The 24,527-nt window shown below is 50.7% G+C and carries 2 protein-coding genes; both read left to right on the top strand.

What is annotated here, in order from left to right; genetic code table 11:
* Positions 1-4 precede the first annotated feature (4 nt).
* Complete coding sequence (locus tag OL444_RS21750) at positions 5-10,882, top strand: non-ribosomal peptide synthetase (protein ID WP_264729741.1); 10,878 nt, start codon at positions 5-7, stop codon at positions 10,880-10,882.
* Positions 10,879-24,522, top strand: coding sequence for a non-ribosomal peptide synthetase (locus tag OL444_RS21745; RefSeq protein WP_264729742.1), 13,644 nt, complete (start codon positions 10,879-10,881; stop codon positions 24,520-24,522). The genes OL444_RS21750 and OL444_RS21745 overlap by 4 nt, the downstream gene beginning before the upstream one ends.
* Positions 24,523-24,527 lie beyond the last annotated feature (5 nt).

Raw genomic sequence — 24,527 nt, 5'->3', positions numbered from 1 at the left:
CCCTATGAACGGCAGAATTGAAAAATCCAATATCCAGGATATTATCGAATTAACCGGTATCCAGCAAGGCATGTTTTTTCATTACCTGAAAGAAACGGAAAACAGCCTGTATAATGTGCAGGTATCTTTTCTGCTGGAAGGCGCCCTGCAGGCAGATGTGCTGGAACAGGCCATCTACGCTGTGCAGGCGGGCAACGAGGTGTTAAGGTCTGTGTTTAGCTGGGAGAAGGTGAGTAAACCGCTGCATATTATACTCAAACAACACCCGATTGATTTTAAATATATAGACCTGTCTGCCACACAGCACACAGCAGCGGAATACATAGCCGCAGATCGTCATCAGCGCTTTGACCTGACCGTATTACCTATTCGTTTTACCCTGCTGAAACAAACAGCCGGTACCTATATTTTCAGTATCACCCATCATCATATTCTCTACGATGGCTGGAGTACCGCCTTACTGCTAAAGGAACTGCTGGGCAACTATCACAGGCTGCTACAGCAGCAGGCCCCGGAGATCCGGGTGAAAATTCCCTATAAGGAAGTGGTGCAGCGGATTAAAAGAAAGCGGTTGGGCGAAGGAGAAGGTGGTTTCTGGAAACAGTATCTGCAGGGGTATCACTTTACACCGCTGACGAAAGATTTCACCGGCACCACAACGGAGCGGTTGCTGCGAAGAAAACATTACAGCATACCGGCGCAGGAACTGGAACAATTTTCTGCCAGCCACAAAGTAACAAAGGCTGCTGTCATATATGCTGCCTATGCCTTGTTGATGTATAAACACCGGCAGCAGGCAGATATGGTGTTTGGAACAACGGTATCCTGCCGGGAGCCGGAAATACGGGGAAGTGAGTCGGTGATCGGCAACTTCATGAATACCGTTCCTTTCCGGGTGAAGCTCGAACAACAGACGTTGTTGTCGGCGCTGGTAGCTACCGTGAACAACGATATCATCCAGGTGAACCAGTTTTGTACTACCTCTTATTTTGATATCAAACAACTACTCCGGTTAAAACCGGCAGCAGATCTTTTTGATGTGATCATCGCGATAGAAAACTATCCGTTGGATGAAAGCATTACCCAACAACAAACCTTTCAGATCTCCCTGCGGGAAGTATATGAAAATACCAGTATCCCCTTTGGTATATATGTGTTTTTTAAAGAAGCGCTGGAGATCGAGTTCGTATATAAAACAGATAAGATCAGTGATGGCTTCGCGGCGGAAATGGCTACCCGCTTCTTTATGGCGCTGCAGGAAATACTTCGCAACAGCAGCAAGTCAGCCGGGGAAGTCAGTTTGTTTACCGCAGCAGAACGCCAGGCGATATGGGACGAGCAGGCGCAATACCTGCCCGAAAAGCTGCCGCAGGGAGGTCTCACACCAGCTTCTTATCACCAGGAACGTCTGTGGTTTATCGATCGGTTTGAAGCAGGTTTTCTGTATGAAAAAGGACCGGTGTATCATAATATTCCGCTGCTCCTCCGCTTTGAAGGCGCGTTACAGCCCGACCGGCTCAAAAAGAGCATCGGCTGGCTGGTACAACGATATGATATACTCCGCACCCGGATTATTAATAAAGAAGAAACACCTTTTCAGGAAATACATACCAGTGAAGATTTTTTCTGGGAAGAAGAAGATCTGCGCGAACAACCAGCGGAGCTGGAGCCCCGTCTGCACCGTTGGATCAACACGGCTTTTGACTTATCAGCAGCCTTGTTTCGGGCAGTCCTGATACACACCGCAACCGACGAGTATCAGTTGCTGGTCGTTTTTCATCATGCCATCGCAGACCGGCACACTGTATGGTTGTTGCGGGATGAACTGTTGCGCAATTATCAGGCATTGCTGAACGGCAGTACCGCACCGGAAAAATATACCGGCCTGTCTTATCGCGGGTTCGGTTTATGGCAGCAGGAAAGCTTGCTGAAACTGGAACCCTGGTACCTGCATTACTGGAAACAGTACCTGGGGCAGCAGGTGAAAGCACTGGAGATACCTACTGATCGCAGCAGGGCGGCCATTCATATTTATACGGCTGCTTCGGCAACCGTCCACATTCCGGATAGCCTGTACCAGGCAGTGGCACAGGTGGCTGCACAGGAGGAAGTACCCATCCGCATTGTATGGATGGCAGCTTTTAAAATGTTGCTGCGCAAGTATTGCGGACATGATGAAATCGTCATCGGTACCAGTGCTGCCAATCGCAACACGCCCTTTTCGCAAAACGTAATAGGGCCTGTAGCCAACCTGGTGGTATTGAAAAGCGATATTACCGATGAAAGCTGTTTCCGGAATTATCTGCACGTGTTAAAAGCAGCGGAAGCACAGGGAATGTCTTTTGCAGCTATTCCTTTTGATAAACTGGTGAAAGAGCTGGCGCCGGGAAAAGACATGAGCCGCACCGCCTTGTTTGACATCCTTTTCCAGTATGAAACACCGCCCGATAGCCTGCCACCGGTAGCCGGACTAAATATTACAACAACAGCCACCAACAATGGATATGGTAAGTATGATCTGCATCTGCTACTATCAGATAATGGAGATACGATCCAGGGTAATATGATCTACAACGCAGATTATTTTGATCCGGGTACCATCACAACGTTGCTGACACATTATATTACCTTGCTGGGCAACCTGCTGGCGGCTCCGCTGACCGGCCTGGGTGAACTGACGGCCATCGCTGCCGAAGAAGAACAACGCTTACTACAGCGTTTTGATCATACACAGGTATCTTTCCCTACCAACAAAACTATTACCGATCTCCTCGAGGAACAGATCGTACGGGTGCCCGACAATATCGCCATCAAGCTGGGCGATCAGCAGGTAACCTATGCCGAACTGGATCGGGCGGCCGACAGGATTGCTGCATGTCTGGTGAGCAAAGGCGTACAAGCCGATACGATTGTAGCATTGCTGGCAGACCGCTCCATCGATACCGTCATTGGGATGGTGGCTATTCTCCGGGCCGGTGGCGCCTACCTGCCCATTGATGTGGACTACCCCGAAGAACGTATTCAGTACCTGGTGCAAGATAGCGGTACACAGCTGCTATTAACCAGCCGGGCATTTGAAGAAAAAGTGCCGGCCGGTCCGGCAGTGATATACCTGGAAGATGCCGCCGACGCATCTCCGGATATTTCGTTTGCCCGTTACCGTAATCATCCTGCAGACCTTTGTTATATTATCTATACCTCCGGTACCACTGGTCATCCCAAAGGGGTGATGGTAACACACCGCAATGTGGTGCGGTTGTTCTTTAACGACGGATTTCAGTTTGATTTCGGCCCGGGAGATGTCTGGACCATGTTCCATAGTCATTGCTTCGATTTCAGTGTATGGGAAATGTATGGCGCCTTGTTGTTTGGTGGCCGGTTAGTGATTATTCCAAAAATGATGGCACGGGATACCGCTGCCTATCTGGATATTTTGCGGGAAGAAAAGGTCACGGTACTGAACCAGACGCCCAGTGCTTTTTATAACCTGATACGGGAAGAATTGGTTGGTCCGGCATCCTTGCCTGCGCTGCGTTACGTTATATTTGGCGGAGAGGCGTTGTCACCTGCCAAACTGGATACCTGGTATGAAAGATATCCGCGTGTGCAGCTGGTGAATATGTTTGGAATTACAGAAACCACTGTGCATGTCACCTATAAGGAGATCGGCGCGGAGGAGATAAAAAATAACAACAGTAATATTGGTAAACCAATTCCAACCCTGTCGGTATTCTTGTTTGATCAGCACCGGCAGCTGGTGCCACGTGGCGTAATAGGAGAGTTGTATGTAGGTGGAGAAGGTGTGTCGAGAGGCTACCTGGGAAAACCGGAACTGACAGCACGCGTTTTTGTACCGCACCCTTATTATCCGGAACAACGATTGTATAAAACAGGTGATCTCGGCAGAATACTAGCCAGTGGCGACCTGGAATACATTGGCAGAATAGACCACCAGGTACAGCTGCGGGGATTCAGGATAGAGCTGGGAGAGATAGAAGGACAGCTGGGAAAATATCCGGGTGTGAAAGAAACCGTGGTCATTGCCCGGGAACAGGAAGAAGATAAATACCTGATTGCTTACTATGTATCTGCCACAGAAATAGCCGCACCGGCGCTCCGTAGTTTCCTTTCCGGTAAACTACCGGATTATATGCTGCCATCCTATTTTGTGCGGATGGAGCAGCTGCCGCTGACATCCAATGGAAAAACAGACAGAGCTGCTTTGCCGGATCCACAGCTGGAAGCAGGTACCGGGTACCTGGCGCCGGCCAATGATACCGAAGTGGCACTGGCAGCCATATGGGCAGAAGTGCTGAAAGTCCCGCAGGAGCTGATCAGCAGAAAAGCCAGCTTCTTCGAATTGGGAGGGCATTCCCTGAAAGCCACAGTGCTGCTGAATAAAATATTCAAACACTTCCAGGTAACCATCTCCCTGCAGGAAGTATTTACCCACCAGGATATCAGCAGTCTGGCCATGCTGATATCCGCAGCTGTTACCGCTACCTATACGCCCATACCTGTTGCAGACAGCAAGTCCTGGTACCGGGTAACAGCAGCACAGCAACAATTGTATTTTTTATACCAGCTGGATCGTTCTTCGCTGGCCTATAATATGCCTTATTTCCTGCGCCTGGAAGGGATACCAGACCCGGAACAGTTATCCCGTGCCTTTGAGCGGTTGATACAACGCCATGAAATTTTACGGACCCGCTTTGCGATTGTGCAGGGCGCCGTAATGCAACAGGTGCTGGAAACCGTTTCGTTTTCACTGGAACAACAGGTGGCAGGCGCCGATATTACACACAGCATCGGCAACGTTATCCGTCCGTTTGACCTGGAAGCCGCGCCATTATTCCGTGCGGGATTAATCACGGGCGCGGATACGACGCAGCTGTTGTGGCTCGATATGCATCATATCATCAATGATGGGGTATCCCAAAGTGTGCTGGTACAGGACTTTGTAGCAGCTTACCGTGATGAGGAACTACCGCCTTTGCGGTTGCACTATAAAGATTATGCAGAATGGCAGCAAAGTCCCGACCGGCAAAATGCCATCAGTCAGCAACGGGCTTACTGGATGCAGACCTTTGCAGAACCGGCCAGCGCGCTGGAACTGCCGGCAGATTATCCGCGGCCCGCAGTGAAGAATTATGCGGGGCATACGATCCATTTTGCCACCACGCCAGCCACCACTGCTGCATTGAAACAATTGGCCGCACAGGAAGGAAGTACCCTTTTTATGGTATTGCTGGCGGTATACAATGTATGGCTGGGCAAACTCAGTAACCAGGAAGACGTGGTCATTGGTACGCCGGTAGCCGGGAGGGAACATGCAGATGCAGAAAAAATACCGGGTGTATTTATCAATACCCTGCCCCTGCGAAACCGACCGGTAGGCAGCCTGCGTTTCCGGGAATTGCTTGCTAACGTGAAAGCCAGTACGCTGGAAAGTTTCAACAACAGCGCCTATCCCTATGAAGCGCTGGTAGAGCAGCTGCAGCTGGAACGGGACCTGAGCCGGAATCCGCTTTTTGATGTGTTGTTTCTGTATCAGAACTTCGACGACATTTCCTGGGATATCCCGGGGCTCACGCTGACGCCTTACACTTATCAGCATCCGGTAGCGAAACTGGACCTGACGCTGATCGTTGCGGAGGAAGCAGACCAACTGCAGTGGCAGCTGGAATATGCAACGGCACTGTTTAAAGAAGAAACGATCCGCCGTGCGATCTGTTACTTTGAAAATATTATAGCAGCCATCATTGCTGCACCCGATATCCGGATTGCTGCCATCGACTTTTTGCCGGCAGCAGAAAAGTTCAACCTGCTGCATGCTTTTAATGATACGCAGGGCGCATTTCCGGAAGAAGATACCCTTGTTAGTTTATTGGCGGCACAGGTACAGCGTACCCCCGATAAAACAGCCGTGATGTTTGCTGATGTGGCGCTTACTTATCGGGAACTGGATGAACAGGCCAACCGGCTGGCGCGGCGGCTGATCGCAACGCACCAGGTAGGGGCAGGGCAATTGGTCGCGATTATGCTGGAACGTTCTGAAAAACTGCTGATAAGCCTGCTGGCAGTATTAAAAACCGGAGCAGCCTATGTACCGGTAGATCCATCGTATCCTGCCCAGCGGGTAGCTTATATTCTGCAGGAAAGTAAAGCACAGGTATTGCTGACTAATGAGGCGTATGATACTGGCATAGCTGACCAACGCGCTGTATTGTGGTATAGTGAGGCAGAACAGGCAGCCTATGCGGCTACGGCGCCGGAGGTGTCTGTTTCGCCCCGGGATCTTTGTTATGTTATCTATACATCCGGTTCTACAGGCGCGCCCAAAGGCGTAATGATCCATCATCGCAATGTGGTGAATTTCTTTGCAGGCCTGAATGATCATATAGAAATAAACGCACACGACGTTATGCTGGCAGTGACCAGTACCTCCTTTGATATTTCTGTATTGGAACTGTGCTGGACGTTATGTCATGGTATATCTGTTATCATTCATCCTGCTGATGTATCCTTAAGTGGATTGGACCGTTACCTGCAGGCGGAAAATACGGTGGGGTATCCACCGGTGACGATGCTGCAATCTACACCGTCCTTTATTCGATTATTGCGGGAAGACCCGCATTCCCGCCGGTTTCTGGCATCGCTGCAACAATTGATGGTAGGGGGAGAAGCTTTGCCGCTGCCGCTGATACAGGAACTACGTACCGAAAATAAAACCTTGCGCATCTATAACATGTACGGACCTACGGAAACAACCATCTGGTCCTGTATGTATCCGTTTGAAGCGGAAATTACCACCATCAGCATTGGTAAGCCGATGCGCAATACACAGATCTATATACTCGACAATTATCTGCAACTGGTACCTGCCGGTGTTACCGGCGCACTGTATATCGGCGGGGAAGGCCTTTCCTCCGGATATAAGGACCGGCCGGAGCTGACGCTGGAAAGATTTATCCCGCATCCTTTTGTACCAGGAAAAAATATATATAACACCGGTGATATGGCCCGTTGGTTGCCGGATGGGAATCTGGCCTATGCGGGCCGGAAAGACCAACAGGTGAAGATACGTGGCTTCCGGATTGAGCTGGGTGAAATTGAAAAATGCCTGCAGGATATTGCCGGTGTGAAGGAAGCCGTAGTAATTGCCGGCAAGGAGAAAGGAGAGGCGGTATTGATGGCCTATGTGGTTACTACTGATACGCCGGATATTACCTTCATCCGCGCACAGCTGAGTGAGCGCCTGCCTTACTACATGGTACCGCCATACCTCATACCACTGGAAGCGTTGCCACTGACGCCCAATGGTAAACTGGACCGCCTGTCGTTGCCGGCGCCCGGCATCGCCGCAGCACAGGAATACATCGCACCGCAAACCCCGGCCGAACAGCTGCTGGCAACCGTGTTTGCAACAGCGCTGGAAGTAAACAGGGTAGGCATGGCCGATAATTTCTTTGCCCTCGGCGGTGATTCCATTAAATCCATTCTCATCATTTCAGGCTTGCAGGCCGCCGGTTACCGGCTTTCTATAAAAGATATTTTTACCGCCCGTCAAATCGGAGAGCTGGTAAGGAAGATGGAACAAGCAGTGCTGCCGGAACAACCTGCTGCGCCTGCAGGCGGGTTAACTTATAAAGGCCTGACGGCCGCCCAGCTTGCCGCATTGCAGGCCGACTATCAGCTGGAAGATATTTATCCTTTGTCTTCCCTGCAGGAGGGCATGCTATTTCACGCGCAGCTGAATGCCGCTGCCAGTTATTACTTCGTGCAATTGAGCTATCAGTTGGAAGGCACCCTGGACATCAACGCAGTGGAGCACAGTCTGAATGGACTGGTACGGCGCTATGCAGCGTTGCGGACGGTATTTCCACGCGGTGAGTTTTCCCGCGCGTTGCAGGTGGTACTCCGGGAAAGCAAAGCGGATTTCTGCTATAAGGATGTCCGCGAAGAATGCCGGGAACGCGGCGCAACGGCAACGATAGCCGCCCATCAGTTACTGGACAAACATAAGAAATTTGACCTGGCGCAGGGGCATCTGTTCCGGTTAACCGTACTGCATGTCAGCGATACGGTATATGAATTTATCTGGAGCTATCACCATATTCTCATGGATGGCTGGTGTATGGGGATCATTGTGCAGGACTTCAAAGCCCTGTACCTCGCCGCCAGACATGGCCAGGACGCGCAGCTCCCACCGGTAGCACCCTATGCCCATTATTTTGAATGGCTGTGTAAACAGGATCATAAACAATCCCTGGATTTCTGGCGCCATTATTTAGCGGGTTATGAAAGTCCGGTAGGCGTGCCCCGGAAGAAAAAAGCCGGTGAGGCTGGTGCGGAGCATACCCGCCTCAGCGAAACACTAACGTTGCCGGCTACACTGATGGAGCAACTCCGGCGTGTATGTACCACGCAACGCGTGACACTGAGTACCCTGGTGCAAATGGCCTGGGGTATTGTGCTGGCCAGATACAACAATACAACCGATGTGTTGTTTGGGGGCGTAGTGGCGGGCCGGCCGGGCGAAATTGCAGGCGTGGAAGCCATCGTCGGATTATTTATCAATACCATTCCGGTGCGTGTGCAGTACCAGGAAACAGATACGGTAGGCAGTCTGCTGCGGCGCATGCAGGACGAAGCGCTGGAAGCATCGGCACATCATCACAGCGCATTGCCCGAAATACAAGCACAGAGTGTACCTGGCAGGGCATTACTCGATCATCTCCTGATTGTGGAGAACTATCCGGTGTCTGAAAAAGTACAGGGAACAACTGTGATAGATGCTGCCACAGGAGAATACTACGAAGTATCCGGCCTGCAAACAGTTGATCAGAGTAATTATGATTTTCATGTGGTATTGATACCCGGTACGGATAGTATACTCCGGCTGGATTATAACCCGGTGATCTATGATCAGCGACTAATCGCACACATGGCAGCCAGTCTGCAGCAGGTCATTACGACAATTGCCGCCGGCACAGACCATCGTATTGCAACGCTGGAAATATTGCCGGATATCGAAAAGCACCGCATCCTGCATGATTTTAATGCGCACGATGTCGTGTATCCTACCGATAAAACGGTCATTGGTTTATTTGAAGCACAGGTAGCTGCCGATCGGGAAAAAACAGCTGTGCAACATGAGGAAGTAGTATTGAGTTATGGTGCATTGAATAACCAGGCGAATTACATCGCGCAGGAAATAAAAAGAAGATGCCCGGTGGCCGGCAACCATAAGATTGCGTTGCTGTATACCCCTTCTGCAGAAATGATTGCCGCCATGCTGGGGGTGCTAAAAGCGGGATGTGCCTATGTGGTATTATCGCCGGATATCGCCGCTGCCAGAAATGAATATATTGTGGGGAATTGCGGGGCGCGTTTGTTGCTGATACAACCGGCTGTTTTAAAAAGTAAGCCCGGCGCCGCTGCTATCATCGATCCGGAGTTGTTGTATGAAGTGCAGCTCGATAAAGTACTGCCGGACACGCCTGCTCCTGTAGTGTCTGTGTTACCGGAAGACCTCATCTATACCATCTATACATCCGGTACCACCGGTACGCCTAAAGGCGTGGAAATTGAGCACAAAGGACTGGTGAACATGCTGTATTATCACCAGGCGCTTTTTGGCGGGAAAGCCGGTACCGCGATGAGCCAGGTGGCCAATATAACTTTTGATGCCGCCGCTTTTGAAATCTGGCCTTGTCTTACACAGGGTGGTTGTTTGCACATCGCACCAACTGCTGTCAGGTTTTCACCGGAAGATATGAAAGCGTGGCTGATAGCCCATCAGATTGAAATTACCTTTCAACCGACCGTCATCGCACAGCACCTGCTGGAAATGGAGTGGGACACTACGCCATCTGCCCTGAAAGTGCTGAACATAGCCGGCGACCGGTTAAACTATATTCCTGCGCATACCTTCCCGTTCCGGGTGTATAACCTGTACGGACCTACGGAGGATACCATCTGGACTACCTATACCGCGCTGCCTTACGCCGGTATCCGGGAACACTACCTGATTGGTAAACCGATTCCCAATAAACGCGTACTGATCCTGGATAAAAACAGACAGCTGCAGCCGGTAGGCGTAGCCGGTGAGCTATGTATTGCCGGCAGCGGATTGGCAAGAGGGTATGTGGAAGACCAAAAGAAGACAGATGAAAAATTCATCACACATCCGCTCATACCAGGGCAACGCCTGTATTGTACCGGTGATTATGCCCGCTGGCTGGAAGATGGTACGATTGAATTCCTGGGCCGCGACGACAGCCAGGTGAAAATAAGAGGTTACCGCATCGAACTGGGCGAAATAGAATGGCAGCTCTCTCTCTATCCGGATATCCTGGAAACGGCTGTTATGGCCAGTATAAGAGAGAAGGAAAAGTACCTTGTTGCTTATTATGCGGCCAAAACCCTCATCGATGAAACGGCCCTGCTGAAATATCTGCGGGAGAAATTACCGGATTATATGATACCGGCCTGTTTTATGTATCTCCCGAAATTTCCCGTTACCCGCAATGGAAAAGTAGACAGAAAGGCATTGCCCGAACCGGTGTGGGGAGCTACGGTAGCGGATGCACCGCCAGCCAATCAAACAGAAGAACAATTGGTGACTATCTGGGCGGAAATGCTGGAAATAGCCGCGGATGCAATCAGTGTCAACAAAAGCTTCTTTGTATTGGGTGGGCACTCCCTTACCGCGGCGAAACTGGTCAGCCGCATCAATCATCACTTCGGTATCGGACTTTCCCTGCAGGATGTATTTGACCGCGAAACGGTACGGCAGTTATCAGATTACATCATTACTATCCGGCAGCTGAATCACCAGCTGACAGATAATGATCAAACCATTGAAATTACTATATGAGAATCGATGAATATATCACCAGCCTGAGAAAGGAACATAACATCATTCTTACAGTAGATAAGGATGAAGTAAAGATAAAGGCTGATAAAGAAGTATTAAGTAAGGAGATCATTACAGAGATCAAAGCCCGTAAACCGGAGATCGTCGCTTTTTTTGAAAAGGTGAACAGCAGCGGCGTGACTGTGATTCCCCGCGCACCACATCAGCCAACCTATCACTTGTCGGCAGCACAGCAAAGACTGTATTTCCTGCAGGAACTGGATAAGTCATCCGTAGCCTACAACCTGCCCCAGGTAGTGAAACTGGTGGGAACAGTGGATCGGGAAAGAATTAGCCATGCTTTTAAAACGCTGGTGACCCGACATGAGAGCCTGCGTACTTCCTTTCACCTGGCAGATGGCGCACCGGTGCAACAGATCGAAACAGACATAGATTTTGAAGTAACCTATATAACAGCCGGTGAAACACCTGCAGTCGCCGTCGTACAACAGCAGGTACAGGTGTTTGAACTCAGCCGCGCCCCGCTCTTCCGTGCGGCGCTCATTGCCATAGCGCCCGATGAACACCTGTTGATGGTGGATATGCATCATATTATTGCAGATGGTGTATCACAGGGTATAATGATCAGGGACTTTATGCAACTGTACAATCAGCAGCAGTTGCCGGCCTTGTCACTCACCTATAAAGACTATGCAGAATGGCTGCAAAGTCCCGCACAGCAGGATAAGATCACGCGTCAGCGGCAGTTCTGGCTCAGCGAATTTGCGGATATGCCCGCGGTACCGGAACTACCTGCCGACTTTCCACGGCCCGCTGCCAAAACCTATGCCGGCGATACACGCACGTTTGTACTCAATCGGGAAACAACGGGCGCCTTGAAGGCAATCGCCGCGCAGGAAGGAGTTACGTTGTTTATGACGTTGCTGGCGGTGTATAATATTTTGCTCAGTAAACTATGCAATACCGAAGATGTAGTGATCGGTACTTCTACTGCGGGCAGAGACATCGCCGGCCTGGAAAACATCATGGGTATGTTCGTACATACGGTACCGTTACGCAACCGGCCGATCGGTAGCAGTACTTTCCGTGATTTCCTCACTACCGTGAAAAGCCGTACCCTGGCGTGTTTTGAACATCAGTTGTATCCATATGAAAAACTGATTGATGATTTGCAACTCGCCCGCGATATGGCGCACAATCCCTTGTTTGATACCGTATTCACCTTACAGAATTTTGAGCGGCCTACGCTGCGGATGCCGGATATTACCCTGCAACCATTTGACTATGCACCGCCGGTCTCAAAATTTGATCTCACTTTTTCTGCAACGGCATCCGAAGGGCGGCTGCACTTTCAGGTGGAGTATGCCACGGACCTGTTTAAAGCGGAAACGATAGACAGGCTGACTGGTTATTTCCGCCAGATCATCACACAGATATGTGTCCATCCCGGCATCGTGTTGCAGGACATCGATATCTTACCGGCAGCAGAAAAAGAATTGCTGACCGTACAGTATAATAATACAGGGGTAGCCTATCCGGAAGCGGCCAACATCATGACATTGTTTGAGGAACAGGTGGCACGTACCCCCAACAACATCGCCCTCCGGTATGACAACGGACAGCTGACTTACCGCGAACTGAAAGACAAAGCAGAGGCAATCGCCACTTATCTGCGTACCATCGTTGGCGTTAGTACCGGTGAGTTGATAGCAGTAATGCTGGAAAGAGATGAACACCTGGTACCGTTGATATTTGGCATCCTGAAAGCCGGTGCCGCCTATCTCCCCGTAGATCCCTTCTTTCCGGCAGAACGGATCAGTTTTCTGCTGACAGATGCGGCCCCGCAACAAATAATTACCCGAAGGACCTATATACCCGAAGACGTACAACTACCGGTAACACCGGTATACCTCGATGACGTATTACCGGTGATGTATGCCACACCTGCCGGAGAACCGGTAGTAGTCAGCAGCAATAGTCTGGCCTATGTGATTTATACTTCCGGTTCCACCGGCACGCCTAAAGGCGCTATGCTGCGGCATCAGGGATTGGTGAACCTCATCTGCTGGCTGCAACGGGAATTTGTGTTGGAGGAACAGGATGTACTGTTGCTGAAAACGCCTGTCATATTTGATTTCTCTGTATTGGAACTTTTCTGGTGGGTAGGTACCGGCGCTTCGCTTTGCCTGCTGCCACCGGGAGGAGAGAAGGACCCCCTGGAAATAACCCGGACGATTGCCCGCCACCAGGTGAGCGTGATCAACTTTGTACCTTCCATGTTGCATGCGTTCCTGTCTTATCCGGATGACACATTTGATTATAATACCCTCGCTTCGCTGCGGCTGATGTTTGCCGGTGGGGAGGCGTTGAAAACAGACAGTGTAAACGTATTTGCAGCTACCTTATACCGGCATTGCCAAACCCGCCTCGTAAACCTGTACGGGCCTTCTGAGGCGACGGTGCTGGCCACCTGGTATGCATGTGACCTGTCGCGCCCTGCCGGAATCATACCGATTGGTAAACCGGCCAGTAATATGCGGCTGTATGTAACCGGTAAAACAGGACAGTTGCTGCCTGCGGGCGTGGCTGGCGAATTATGTATTGCCGGTGCCGGATTAGGAGAGGGCTATCTCAACAATCCGGCATTGACAGCCGAAAAATTTGTATACGACAGCCGTTTGCAGGAACGGCTCTATAAAACCGGCGACCTGGTCAGATGGCTGCCGGACGGTAACCTGGAATACCTGGGCCGTACTGATGAACAGGTGAAAATAAGAGGCTTCCGTATTGAGCCAGGTGAAGTAGAACACCAGCTGCAAAGCCATGATGAGGTGCAGGCTGCGGCGGTAGTAGCGAGAGAAATAAACGGCGACAAATGCCTGGTAGCCTATTATGTGGCCGCTACAACGATCGATACCGCATTGCTACGCGCTTATCTGCAGGAAAGACTACCGGAATATATGGTACCGGCTTACCTGATGCAGCTGGAAGTATTGCCGTTAATGCCGAATGGGAAGCTGGACCGCAAAGCCCTGCCGGAGCCGGAAGCGGCAGCAGGAGGAGCGTATGTGCCGCCGGTAACAAAAGAAGAACAACTGCTGGCAGCGGTGTGGGCCAAGGTATTGGGTATTCCCGCCGTGAGCATGACCGATAATTTTTTCGCGATAGGAGGCGACTCCATCAAATCTATACAGATCAGTTCCCGGATGCGGAATGCCGGCTATGAATTGCCGGTGCGTGATTTGTTTCATCATCGCACCATCCGGCAGCTGGCGCCTCACCTGAAAAAGGTAGTACGGGTAGCCATGCAGGGAACTGTTGCCGGCACAGCGCCGCTGACGCCGGTGCAGCGCTGGTTTTATGATACCGTTACAATGGAGCGGCATCATTTCAATCAGTCCGTGTTGCTGCATTTTGAAACAACGCTGTCCGAATCGCTGGTGCGGCAAATATTTGAAAAACTGCAATCGCATCACGATGCCTTGCGGATGGTGTTTGAAGAGGAGGATGGCGCATGGCGCCTGCGTAATAAAGAGACGCAGGAGTTGGGCCTTACCGTGTATGATCTGAATGAAGTGGCAGATGTGGATGCTGCCTTGGCGGCACATGCAGACAAGCTACAGGCAGGTATATCGTTGGCAACCGGCCCGCTGATGCAATTAGGATTGTTTCAGACACCAACCGGCAGCCGCCTGCTGATAATCGTACACCATCTGGTAATAGACGGGGTTTCCTGGCGGATTTTGTTTGAAGATATCGCCACTTTATATGCGCAACTGCAACAACAGCAGCCGTTATCATTGCCGCTAAAAACAGACGCCTTCCTGTTATGGTCCAGGCACGTACAGGCCTGTACGGAGCGCCCCGCTTTTGCAGACACACTGGCCTACTGGGCGAAAGTAACGGAAACGGATACACGGATTGTTCCGCGTGACTACCCCGCCGGCAACGGTCTATTCGGTAACCTGCAACAGGCTTCTTTCCGCCTGAGCGGAGACGTGACGACCCGTTTGCTGACGACCGCACCGGTGGCCTTTAATACACAGATTAATGACCTGTTGCTGACCGCTTTATTGCTGGCACTGGAAGTGCAATATGGTACAACTGCGGTAAAGATCGACCTGGAAGGACACGGCCGCGATACACAGGAAGCAGGTATGGATGTAAGCCGTACGGTGGGCTGGTTCACCAGCATTTATCCGGTGATACTGGAAAAACAAGGCAGCGCACTACCGGCTGTTATCCGTACCGTGAAAGAGTCATTGCGGCAGGTACCGCAGCAGGGAACAGATTATTTATTACATCGTTATTATACCGGCGCCATTGGCCGCAGTGGTGCACAGATCAGCTTCAACTACCTGGGGCAGTTTGATGCGGATACCAGGGATCAGGTGTACCGGATTTCTGGTGCGCCACATGGGGCCGACATATCTCCCCAGGGAGCGCTGTTGCATGATTGGACCATCAGCGGCAATATCTCCGGCGGACAACTGTTTATGCAGCTTGCCTATAGTCCGGATCAATATGCACCAGCGACGATAACGGCGTTGATGGCGGCATATGAAAAACAATTAATTACCCTCATTCATTATTGCAGTGATTACGGCGGTACATTGCTGAGTCCATCCGACCTGACTTACAACCGCCTGGAATTATCGTTACTGGATCAATTGCAACAACAATACCCGGTGGCAGATGTATATCCGTTATCGCCGATGCAGGAGGGCATGTTGTTTCATTCACTCATAGATACCGACAGTTATTTCATACAACTGGTGCTGGAGATAGAGGGGGAACTGGATATGACGCTGATCCGGCAAAGTGCGAATGAACTCGTCGCGCGATATGATATCCTGCGTACAGTTTTCCTGCATAGAGACCTGGATCGTAGTCTGCAGGTAGTATTGAAATCCCGGGAGATGGAAGTACGTGAGGTAGATATTCGCGAGGCTTGTATCGCCGGAGAGGAAGCTGCCATCCTGCAACAGTACCGGGACGAGGATAAAGCAAGGCCCTTTGACGTCACAAAAGATATGCTGGTAAGATTGCAGGTATTACGTCGGGCAGATGACCGGTATGTTTTTATCTGGAGTCATCATCACATACTGATGGATGGCTGGTGTATGGGCATTATTACCAATGATTTCAGTGCCTTGTATGCTGCCGCCAAAAGAGCAAAACGGGCGGCATTACCTGCGGTGAGCCGGTATGCCGGTTACATCAGCTGGCTGGAAAAGCGGGACCGGGAAGAAGCGTTGTCTTACTGGAGAAATTACCTCGATGGGTATGACCATCGGGCCAGCCTGCGACAGGGAAAAACATCAGAACAGATCACCTATACCCATCAATCGCAGCAACTATTGTTTTCCAAAGAACAAACCGGTTTGCTGGAAAGGATATCGGGAGCATATGAAGTATCGCTGAATACTATTTTTCAGTTTGCCTGGGGGCTGTTACTGGCGAAGTATACCAACGTAACGGAAGTGGTGTTTGGCGCCGTCGTATCCGGCCGGCCGGCTGCGATTCCCGGTATTGAAACGATGGTAGGCCTCTTTATCAATACCATACCGGTGAGGCTGGGGTATAATGTCGCCGGTACTATCGGGGATATGCTGCGCAACATGCAGGAAACAGCCATCGCCGGAGAACCGTATCATTATCTCGCATTGCCGGCTATACAAGGCGTTAGCCTGCCGGGAAGAGATCTCTTTGATCACATCCTCGTATTTGAAAACTTTCCGATTGCACAGCAGATCGGAGAGAACGGACAACAGGAAGATTATCGCATCAGTCATATCAGTGTATCGGAACGTACCAGTTATGACCTGACAGTAGTGATGGTGCCGGGCACCGAGATGGCCGTACGGTTCGACTACAACGCGGAAGTATATACGCCGGAATGGATCGCGCGTATCTCGCTGCATTTGCAGCAGCTGATACAGGAAATCATTACCGGCAGTAACAAGACAATTGGAGAGATACACATACTGCCGGCAGCAGAACAGCAGGCACTGATAAACAATAATCAGGACACTACCACCTGGTATCCGCAGGGAGTCACCGTGATGGACCTGTTTGATGAAAAAGCGATACAAGTGCCGGCACATCCGGCGTTGTACGTGAACAATAAAATTATTTCCTACAGTGAGCTGAAAGACCGGGCCGATCGCATCGCCGCTTACCTGCGGGAAGTGGCAGGGGTGAAAACAGGCGATCTGGTAGGCATCATGCTGGAAAGAGAAGAACATTTGATGCCCGTTATTTTTGGGATATTGAAGGCTGGAGCCGCCTATTTACCTATTGATCCGCTTTCTCCGCCGGAAAGGGCGGCTACCATCCTGACCAATGCAGCACCGGTATTGGTGATTACCCGTAAACATTATGAGCAGCATCATTTCACAGCTGTGCAGGCGGTATTATATCTGGAAGATACGTTGCCCGGACTGTACCAACATCCCGCGCATCCGTTGCCCAAAGTAGATCCTGCAGGACCCGCCTATGTGATTTATACTTCCGGTTCTACCGGCATACCCAAAGGCGTAATGATAGCCCACCACTCCGTGGTGAACCGCCTGCACTGGATGCAGGAAGCTTATCCTTTGCAGGATACCGATGTACTGTTACAGAAAACACCGGTTGTTTTTGATGTATCTGTATGGGAACTTTTCTGGTGGGCATGTACGGGCGCTTCCCTTTGCCTGCTGAAACCAGGTGGGGAAAAAGATCCGGAAGAGATTATCCGGACGGTGGAACAGCATCGGGTAACCACGATGCACTTTGTTCCTTCCATGTTAAATGTATTCCTGCCTTTTGCGGAAGATGCGACGAATCACAATGCCCTTGCTACTTTACGCCAGGTGTTTGTGAGCGGCGAAGCACTGAAACCTGCTACAGCAGACTTGTTTGGCGCCACGTTGTTTCAACAGGGCGGTACCCGCCTGATAAATTTATATGGCCCTACAGAAGCCACAGTGGACGTTTCCTATTATGAATGTACGTTTACCGAACCAGCCACCATTGTACCTATCGGTAAACCGATCTATAATACCCGTTTTTATGTAACCGACAGAATGGGTCGGTTAACACCCACCGGTGTAGCCGGTGAGTTGTGTATTGCCGGGGTAGGACTGGCAACAGGGTATCTCAACAATCCGGTACTCACCGCCGAAAAATTTATCTACGATACTACTTTGCAGGAACGCCTCTATAAAACCGGCGACCTGGTCAGATGGCTGCCAGACGGTAATATCGAATACCTGGGCCGTACCGATGAACAGGTGAAAATAAGAGGGTTCCGCATAGAGCCGGGTGAAATAGAATACCAGCTGCAAAGTCATGCAGCGGTAAATACCTCGATCGTAGTGGCAAGAGAAGTCAATGGCGACAAGTACCTGACAGCCTATTACGTGGCAGCGGTGCCAATTGATACGGAAGGGTTGCGAACCTATCTGCAGGAACGATTACCGGAATATATGGTGCCGGCCTACCTCATACAGCTGGATGCCATGCCACTGACCCCCAATGGAAAGCTGGACCGCAAAGCCCTGCCCATACCGGAGGTGGAAGCTGTAAATACCTATGTGGCGCCGGTTACCCAGGAAGAGCAACTGCTGGCAGCGGTATGGTCTAAAGTACTGGGACATGCTGCCGTAGGAGTGACCGATAACTTTTTCTCCATCGGAGGCGACTCCATCAAATCCATACAGATCAGCTCCCGCATGCGGAATGCCGGCTATGAATTGTCGGTACGGGAACTGTTGCAACACCGTACCATCCGGCAGCTGGCGCCTCACCTGAAAAAGGTGGTGCGGGTGGCCAGTCAGGAAACCGTGACGGGTACGGCGCCGATCGCGCCGGTACAACGCTGGTTTTTTGATAAGGTGACGACAGACCGGCATCATTTTAACCAGTCAGTGTTGCTGCATTTTGAAACGACCGTCCCCGAAGAATGGATCCGGCAAATATTTGATAAACTGCAATCCCACCATGACGCACTGCGAATGGTGTTTGAAGCAACGGATATACAACGTAACACCGCAGCACAAACGTTGGCACTCACTGTGTATGACCTGCAACAGGAAACAGATGCGGAAGCCTTACTGGCAGCACATGCCAGCCGCCTGCAGGCAGGAATATCTTTATCTGCCGGTCCGCTGATGCAGCTGGGGTTGTTTCATACAGTCAAGGGTAGCTACCTGCTGATCGCCATTCATCACCTGGTGATAGATGGGGTGTCATGGCGCATTTTGTTTGAAGATATAGAAAGTTTATACCAGCAGTTGCAACAACAGCAGCCTTTATCCTTACCACTGAAAACAGATGCCTTCCTGTTATGGGCAACACACGTGCAGGCCTATACGGAGCAACCTGTTTTTGCAGACACACAGGCCTACTGGACCAAGATCGCCAACACACAGCCGCCGGCCATTCCACGCGACGATGCCGCCGGTCAGGGCGTATTCGGACAAACAGCGCAAGGCACTTTCCATTTAAGCCGGGAAGCCACCGGCCGTTTGCTGACAACCGCGCCGGCAGCTTTTAATACACAGATCAACGACCTGCTGCTGACAGGGTTGTTACTGGCACTGGAAGTACAGTACGGCACAACCGCCGTGAAGATCGACCTGGAAGGGCATGGCCGGGAACCAGTGATAGCCGGTATGGACGTAAGTCGTACGATTGGATGGTTTACGAGCATCTATCCGGTGATACTGGAGAAACAAAGTGGCGAATGGGCAGACCTGATCCGTGGGGTGAAAGAATCATTGCGGCAGGTACCACATCAGGGTATGGATTATTTATTGCATCGTTATTATACCAACACAGTTAGCCATAGTGAGGTACAGATCAGCTTCAACTACCTGGGGCAGTTTGATGCAGATACCAGTGGCAAGGCTTTTCAGCTGGCAGATACAGATCGCGGCGCGGAAGCGTCTCCGCAGGGACAACTGCTCTATGACTGGACGATCAGCGGCCATATATCAGGCGGACAGCTGCACATGCGGCTTTCCTATAGTCCGGAGCAATACCTGCCGGCAACTATTACCGCACTGATGCAGGCATATGAAACACAGCTGCTGGCGCTGATCGGTTACTGCAGTGATTACGGCCGTACGTTGTTAAGCCCCGCTGACCTGACATACAACCACCTGGAAATCGCCTTGCTGGATCAGTTACAGACGCAATATGCGATCGAAGATATTTATCCGTTGTCGCCCATGCAGGAAGGAATGTTGTTCCATGCACTGGCAGATGAAACGGCCGGCAGTTATCTGGGACAAACCACCTGTTACCTCCGTGGTAACCTGCAGGCAGCGATGATGGAAAAAAGTATGAACCAGCTGGTAGAAAGGTATGATATCCTGCGTTCCGCTTTTCCATATGATGGATTGGAGAGGAGCCTGCAGCTGGTACTGAAAGAAAGGAAAATAACATGTACGTATACAGATATCAGTACAGCGGAGGAGATAACCGCTGTCATTGAAGCCTATCGGGAGCGCGACCGGGCCACCCGTTTCGACCTGGCCCATGATACCCTCATGCGCCTGGCGGTATTCCGGACGGCAGCAGATGCCTTTGTGCTGATATGGAGTCACCATCACGTATTGATGGATGGCTGGTGTATTGGCGTGCTGGTGAATGAATTCATGCAGTTGTACCGTGGCCATATCACCGGGCAGTTGCCGGTATTGCCGCCGGTACAACCTTATGCCGGGTATATTTCCTGGCTGGAAAAAAGAGATCGGGAAACGACGGCCCGTTACTGGCAGGAATACCTGCAGGGGTACGATACCGTAGCCACCCTGCCGGGTAATAAGCAGGCTGGCCATCAGCCATATGAGCAGCGGGCCAGCCGGGTTACGCTGGATAAAAAACAGACCACAGCTTTACAACAGGCAGCTGCCGGTTATAAAGTAACCGTAAATACCCTGTTCTCCGCTGCCTGGGCCATCTTGCTCTCCAGGTATAATAATACGGCAGATGTGGTATTTGGATTGGTGGTATCGGGTCGTCCGCCGGAAATCCCTGGTATTGAAACCATGGTAGGTCTTTTTATCAATACCATCCCGGTACGGGTTACGCTGCAACCGGGCGAATCATTGCCGGCATTCCTGGAACGGATACAGCACCAGGCACTGGAGAGTGAACAACATCAATACCATCCATTATCGGAAATTCAGTCTTTCAGTGAACTGGGCAGTGGTCTGCTGGATCACATCATCATATTCGAGAATTTTCCGCTGGCAGATCAGATCGAAAATGCGGCCACTGGTGCCGATGTATTTGAAGTAACGGCAGTACAGCACCGGATGCAGACCAACTACGATCTTAACCTGAAAGTTATTCCGCAGGAACAAGTAGAGATCTGCATAGAGTATAATGCACATCGGTATGAAGCAGAGATGATCGAAGGGGTGATGGCACATTTGCTGCAGATCATACAGGAGCTGGTGCAACAGCCTGCGTTACTGGTGGAGGAGGTATCGTTGTATACTGCTGCAGCAAAAGCTGCGATCCATGCAGCATACAGTACAGACCTGGAAGCAGGTAATACCGTGACAACGATACAGGCGCTATTGCTGAATAGTTTTGATCAACACGCCCATCGCAGTGCGATCGTTTATAGAAATAACGATTATGACTATACGGCACTACAAACCAGGGCATATCAGGTAGCAGCCGCATTAACTGCGCAGCAATTGCCACCTGGCAGTTACGTGGGGATTATGTGCGAAGACCGTTATCAGTTAATCAGTGCGGTGTTGGGTATCCTTTTTGCCCGTCATGCTTTTGTACCGCTGGAAATTACTTTGCCAGCCAACCGCCTGGCAGCGATGATTACGCAAACGGATATACGTTATATCATAACGGATCTGCCGCCGGCAGAAAGGCCGGTAATGGAGGTGCCATTACATTGGCTTACCATGGAGCTGATGACCGGAGATACTGGTTTTACGGTTGATCGTAACAGCTATCTGCCGGAAGATAATGTCTATATGTATTATACGTCCGGCTCCACCGGCGTACCCAAGGGCGTAATCGGAAAAAATAAAGGGCTGGCGCATTTTATCGACTGGGAAATTAATGCTTTTCAGGTGGATGCTGATTTCCGTTGCAGCCAGTTTACGAACCCGGGTTTCGACGTATTTATGCGCGACATACTGGTACCCCTTTGTGCCGGCGCCACACTATGCATTCCGGATGGCAACATCCTGGCTGCCGGCGAAGGAATCGGCCAGTGGCTCGCAGCACAGCGCATCCGGTTGATTCATTGTGTACCCAGTCTGTTTAAATTGTTTAATACGCCCGCTACAGCACAGGATGGCCTGAAAGACCTGGCCTATGTGTTGCTGGCAGGGGAGAAAATTCCGGCGCAGGACCTGGCCGCCTGGTACCATCACTTCGGCGACTATACGCAGCTGGTGAATATTTATGGTCCTACGGAAACAACATTGGCCAAATCCTTTTACCGGATTAAACCGGCAGATATACATCGATCCTATTTACCTGTCATACCACTTCCGGGCTCCCAGTTTTTGATCCTGGATAAGGACGGGCGGATTTGCCCGGTGGGTGTTGCCGGCGAAATATATATCCGCACGCCTTTCCGGTCAGGCGGATACTATAATATGCCGGAAGCCAATGCACAGGCCTTTATCATCAATCCCTTCAGTGGCAGGGCAGACGACCTGTTGTATAAAACAGGAGATACCGGCAGAAAGCTATCCAACGGAGAAATAGAACTGCTGGGGCGTGCAGACCAACAGATCAAAATAAGAGGTATCCGCATTGAGCTGGAAGAAATCAGAAAAAATATACTGACCTATCCGGATATACAGGATGCGGTATTACTGGTAAAAACAGACCAGGAAGGAGAGAAGACCATCTGTGCTTATATAGTGGCGACCGTATTACCTGAAGAGAAAACACTGCGGACCTATCTGTCAGACCGGTTACCGGATGTAATGGTACCCACCTATCTGCTCTTTATCCCGGAAATTCCGCTTACGCCCAATGGAAAGATCAACCGGAAAGCCTTACCGGAACCGGATTACGTGAGCGGTGCTGGTGTGGTAGCACCGGAAAATGAAACTGAGGAGATCCTCACAGATTTATGGGCCGCCGTCTTGAAAACAGACCGCGAAAAAATAAGTACTACCCGTAGCTTTTTTGAAATGGGTGGGCATTCTATCCGGATTTTTCATCTCACCAACAAAATACAACAAACATTTTCCGTAAAGATCACCTTCGCGGAAGTGTTCCGCCATAACACCATCAAAGCCCAGGCAGCCGTTATACAAGCTGCTGCTACCGGTGTGGCCGAGGTGATTCCATCAGTAGGAGAAAAAGCATTTTATCCGGCTTCTCCTGCCCAGCAGCGAATCTATTACCAACATCTGTTGCATAAAGAAAGTATCGCCTTTAATATTTCGTTGCCGGTCAGCATACAGGGAACACTGGATATACCGCGCATCCGCGATACGTTCCGGCAGCTGCTGGAAAAACATGCAGGGCTGCGCACCGGATTTATACTGACCGAAAACGGGCTGCGGCAACAGATCGCAGCCGCTTGCGAAGTACCATTGACCATACTGCCGGCAACGCAATATAATACTGTAGGAGAAGCCTTCCTGGATTTTATCCGGCCGTTTGATCCGGCAACACCGCCGCTGATGAGAGCTGTTGTGATGACACATCCGGAAGCAGGACATCTCTTATTCATCGACCTGCATCACATTATTGCGGATGGCGCTTCCCTCGATATCCTGATGCAGGATTTCAGCAACATCTATCGCGGGCAGTCCTGGAGTACTCCTGCATTACGTTATGTGGATTATGCCGGCTGGATGCACGAAGGCAAAGGGCAGCTACAGCAGCAACGTGCTTTCTGGGAACAACAACTGGTATCACCCTTGCCACGACTGGAACTGCCGGTACTGCAAAACCCGGATGAAATAGACGAGTATCATGCAGCGGTAAAGGTGCTGACGATAGCGGACATACATTACCAGCAGGTGAAAACATATGCGGTAGGTGCCGGCGTGTCTGATTTTATGTTGTTGTTATCTGCCTATTATATCCTGTTGTCAAAGTTATCGGGGAGTACGGATATCATTATCGGAACAGATGTGATCGGCCGTACGCAACCCGCACTGAGAGAGGTAGTAGGATCTTTTGTAAATATCCTGCCGTTGCGCCTGGAGGTAGCGCCGGATCATGTCTTCGCTGACCTGTTGGTACAGGTGAAATCACGGGTATTGGAGGCATTCGAAAACCAGGATTTTCAATACGATCAGATGCGGGAACTCGTAGGGCCGGAAACAGCAGCGCTGAAAAATCCGATTGTGCAGGTGCATTTCTCTTTCTCCAATGTAGTGGAAGGTAACGGGGAATTAAACGGATTCGCCTATTACCCGCTGGAAAGCAGGAGAGACGAAATCAGTGAATACGAGTTTAAGCTGGAGGTACGGGAAAATGCCGGGCAGCTGCATATTTCTTTTATCTATCTGACGGCCCTTTATGACAACGATACCATCGCACTGTTAATGACTTATTACCGGAATATATTACTGTCCGTCCTGCACAATGACCAGATCACGATCTCGGATATTGACATGGAAACAGCCCCCGGAGATTAACCCAT

The sequence above is a fragment of the Chitinophaga nivalis genome (assembly GCF_025989125.1).
Classification (GTDB): Bacteria; Bacteroidota; Bacteroidia; order Chitinophagales; family Chitinophagaceae; genus Chitinophaga; species Chitinophaga nivalis.
The sequence above is the reverse complement of the archived record's forward strand: the minus strand, read 5'-3'. Positions and strand labels throughout refer to the sequence as shown.

Excerpts from the sequence above, each read along its gene's own strand:
- OL444_RS21750 (WP_264729741.1), top strand. The coding sequence starts at position 5 with ATGAACGGCAGAATTGAAAAATCCAATATCCAGGATATTATCGAATTA.
- OL444_RS21745 (WP_264729742.1), top strand. The coding sequence starts at position 10,879 with ATGAGAATCGATGAATATATCACCAGCCTGAGAAAGGAACATAACATC.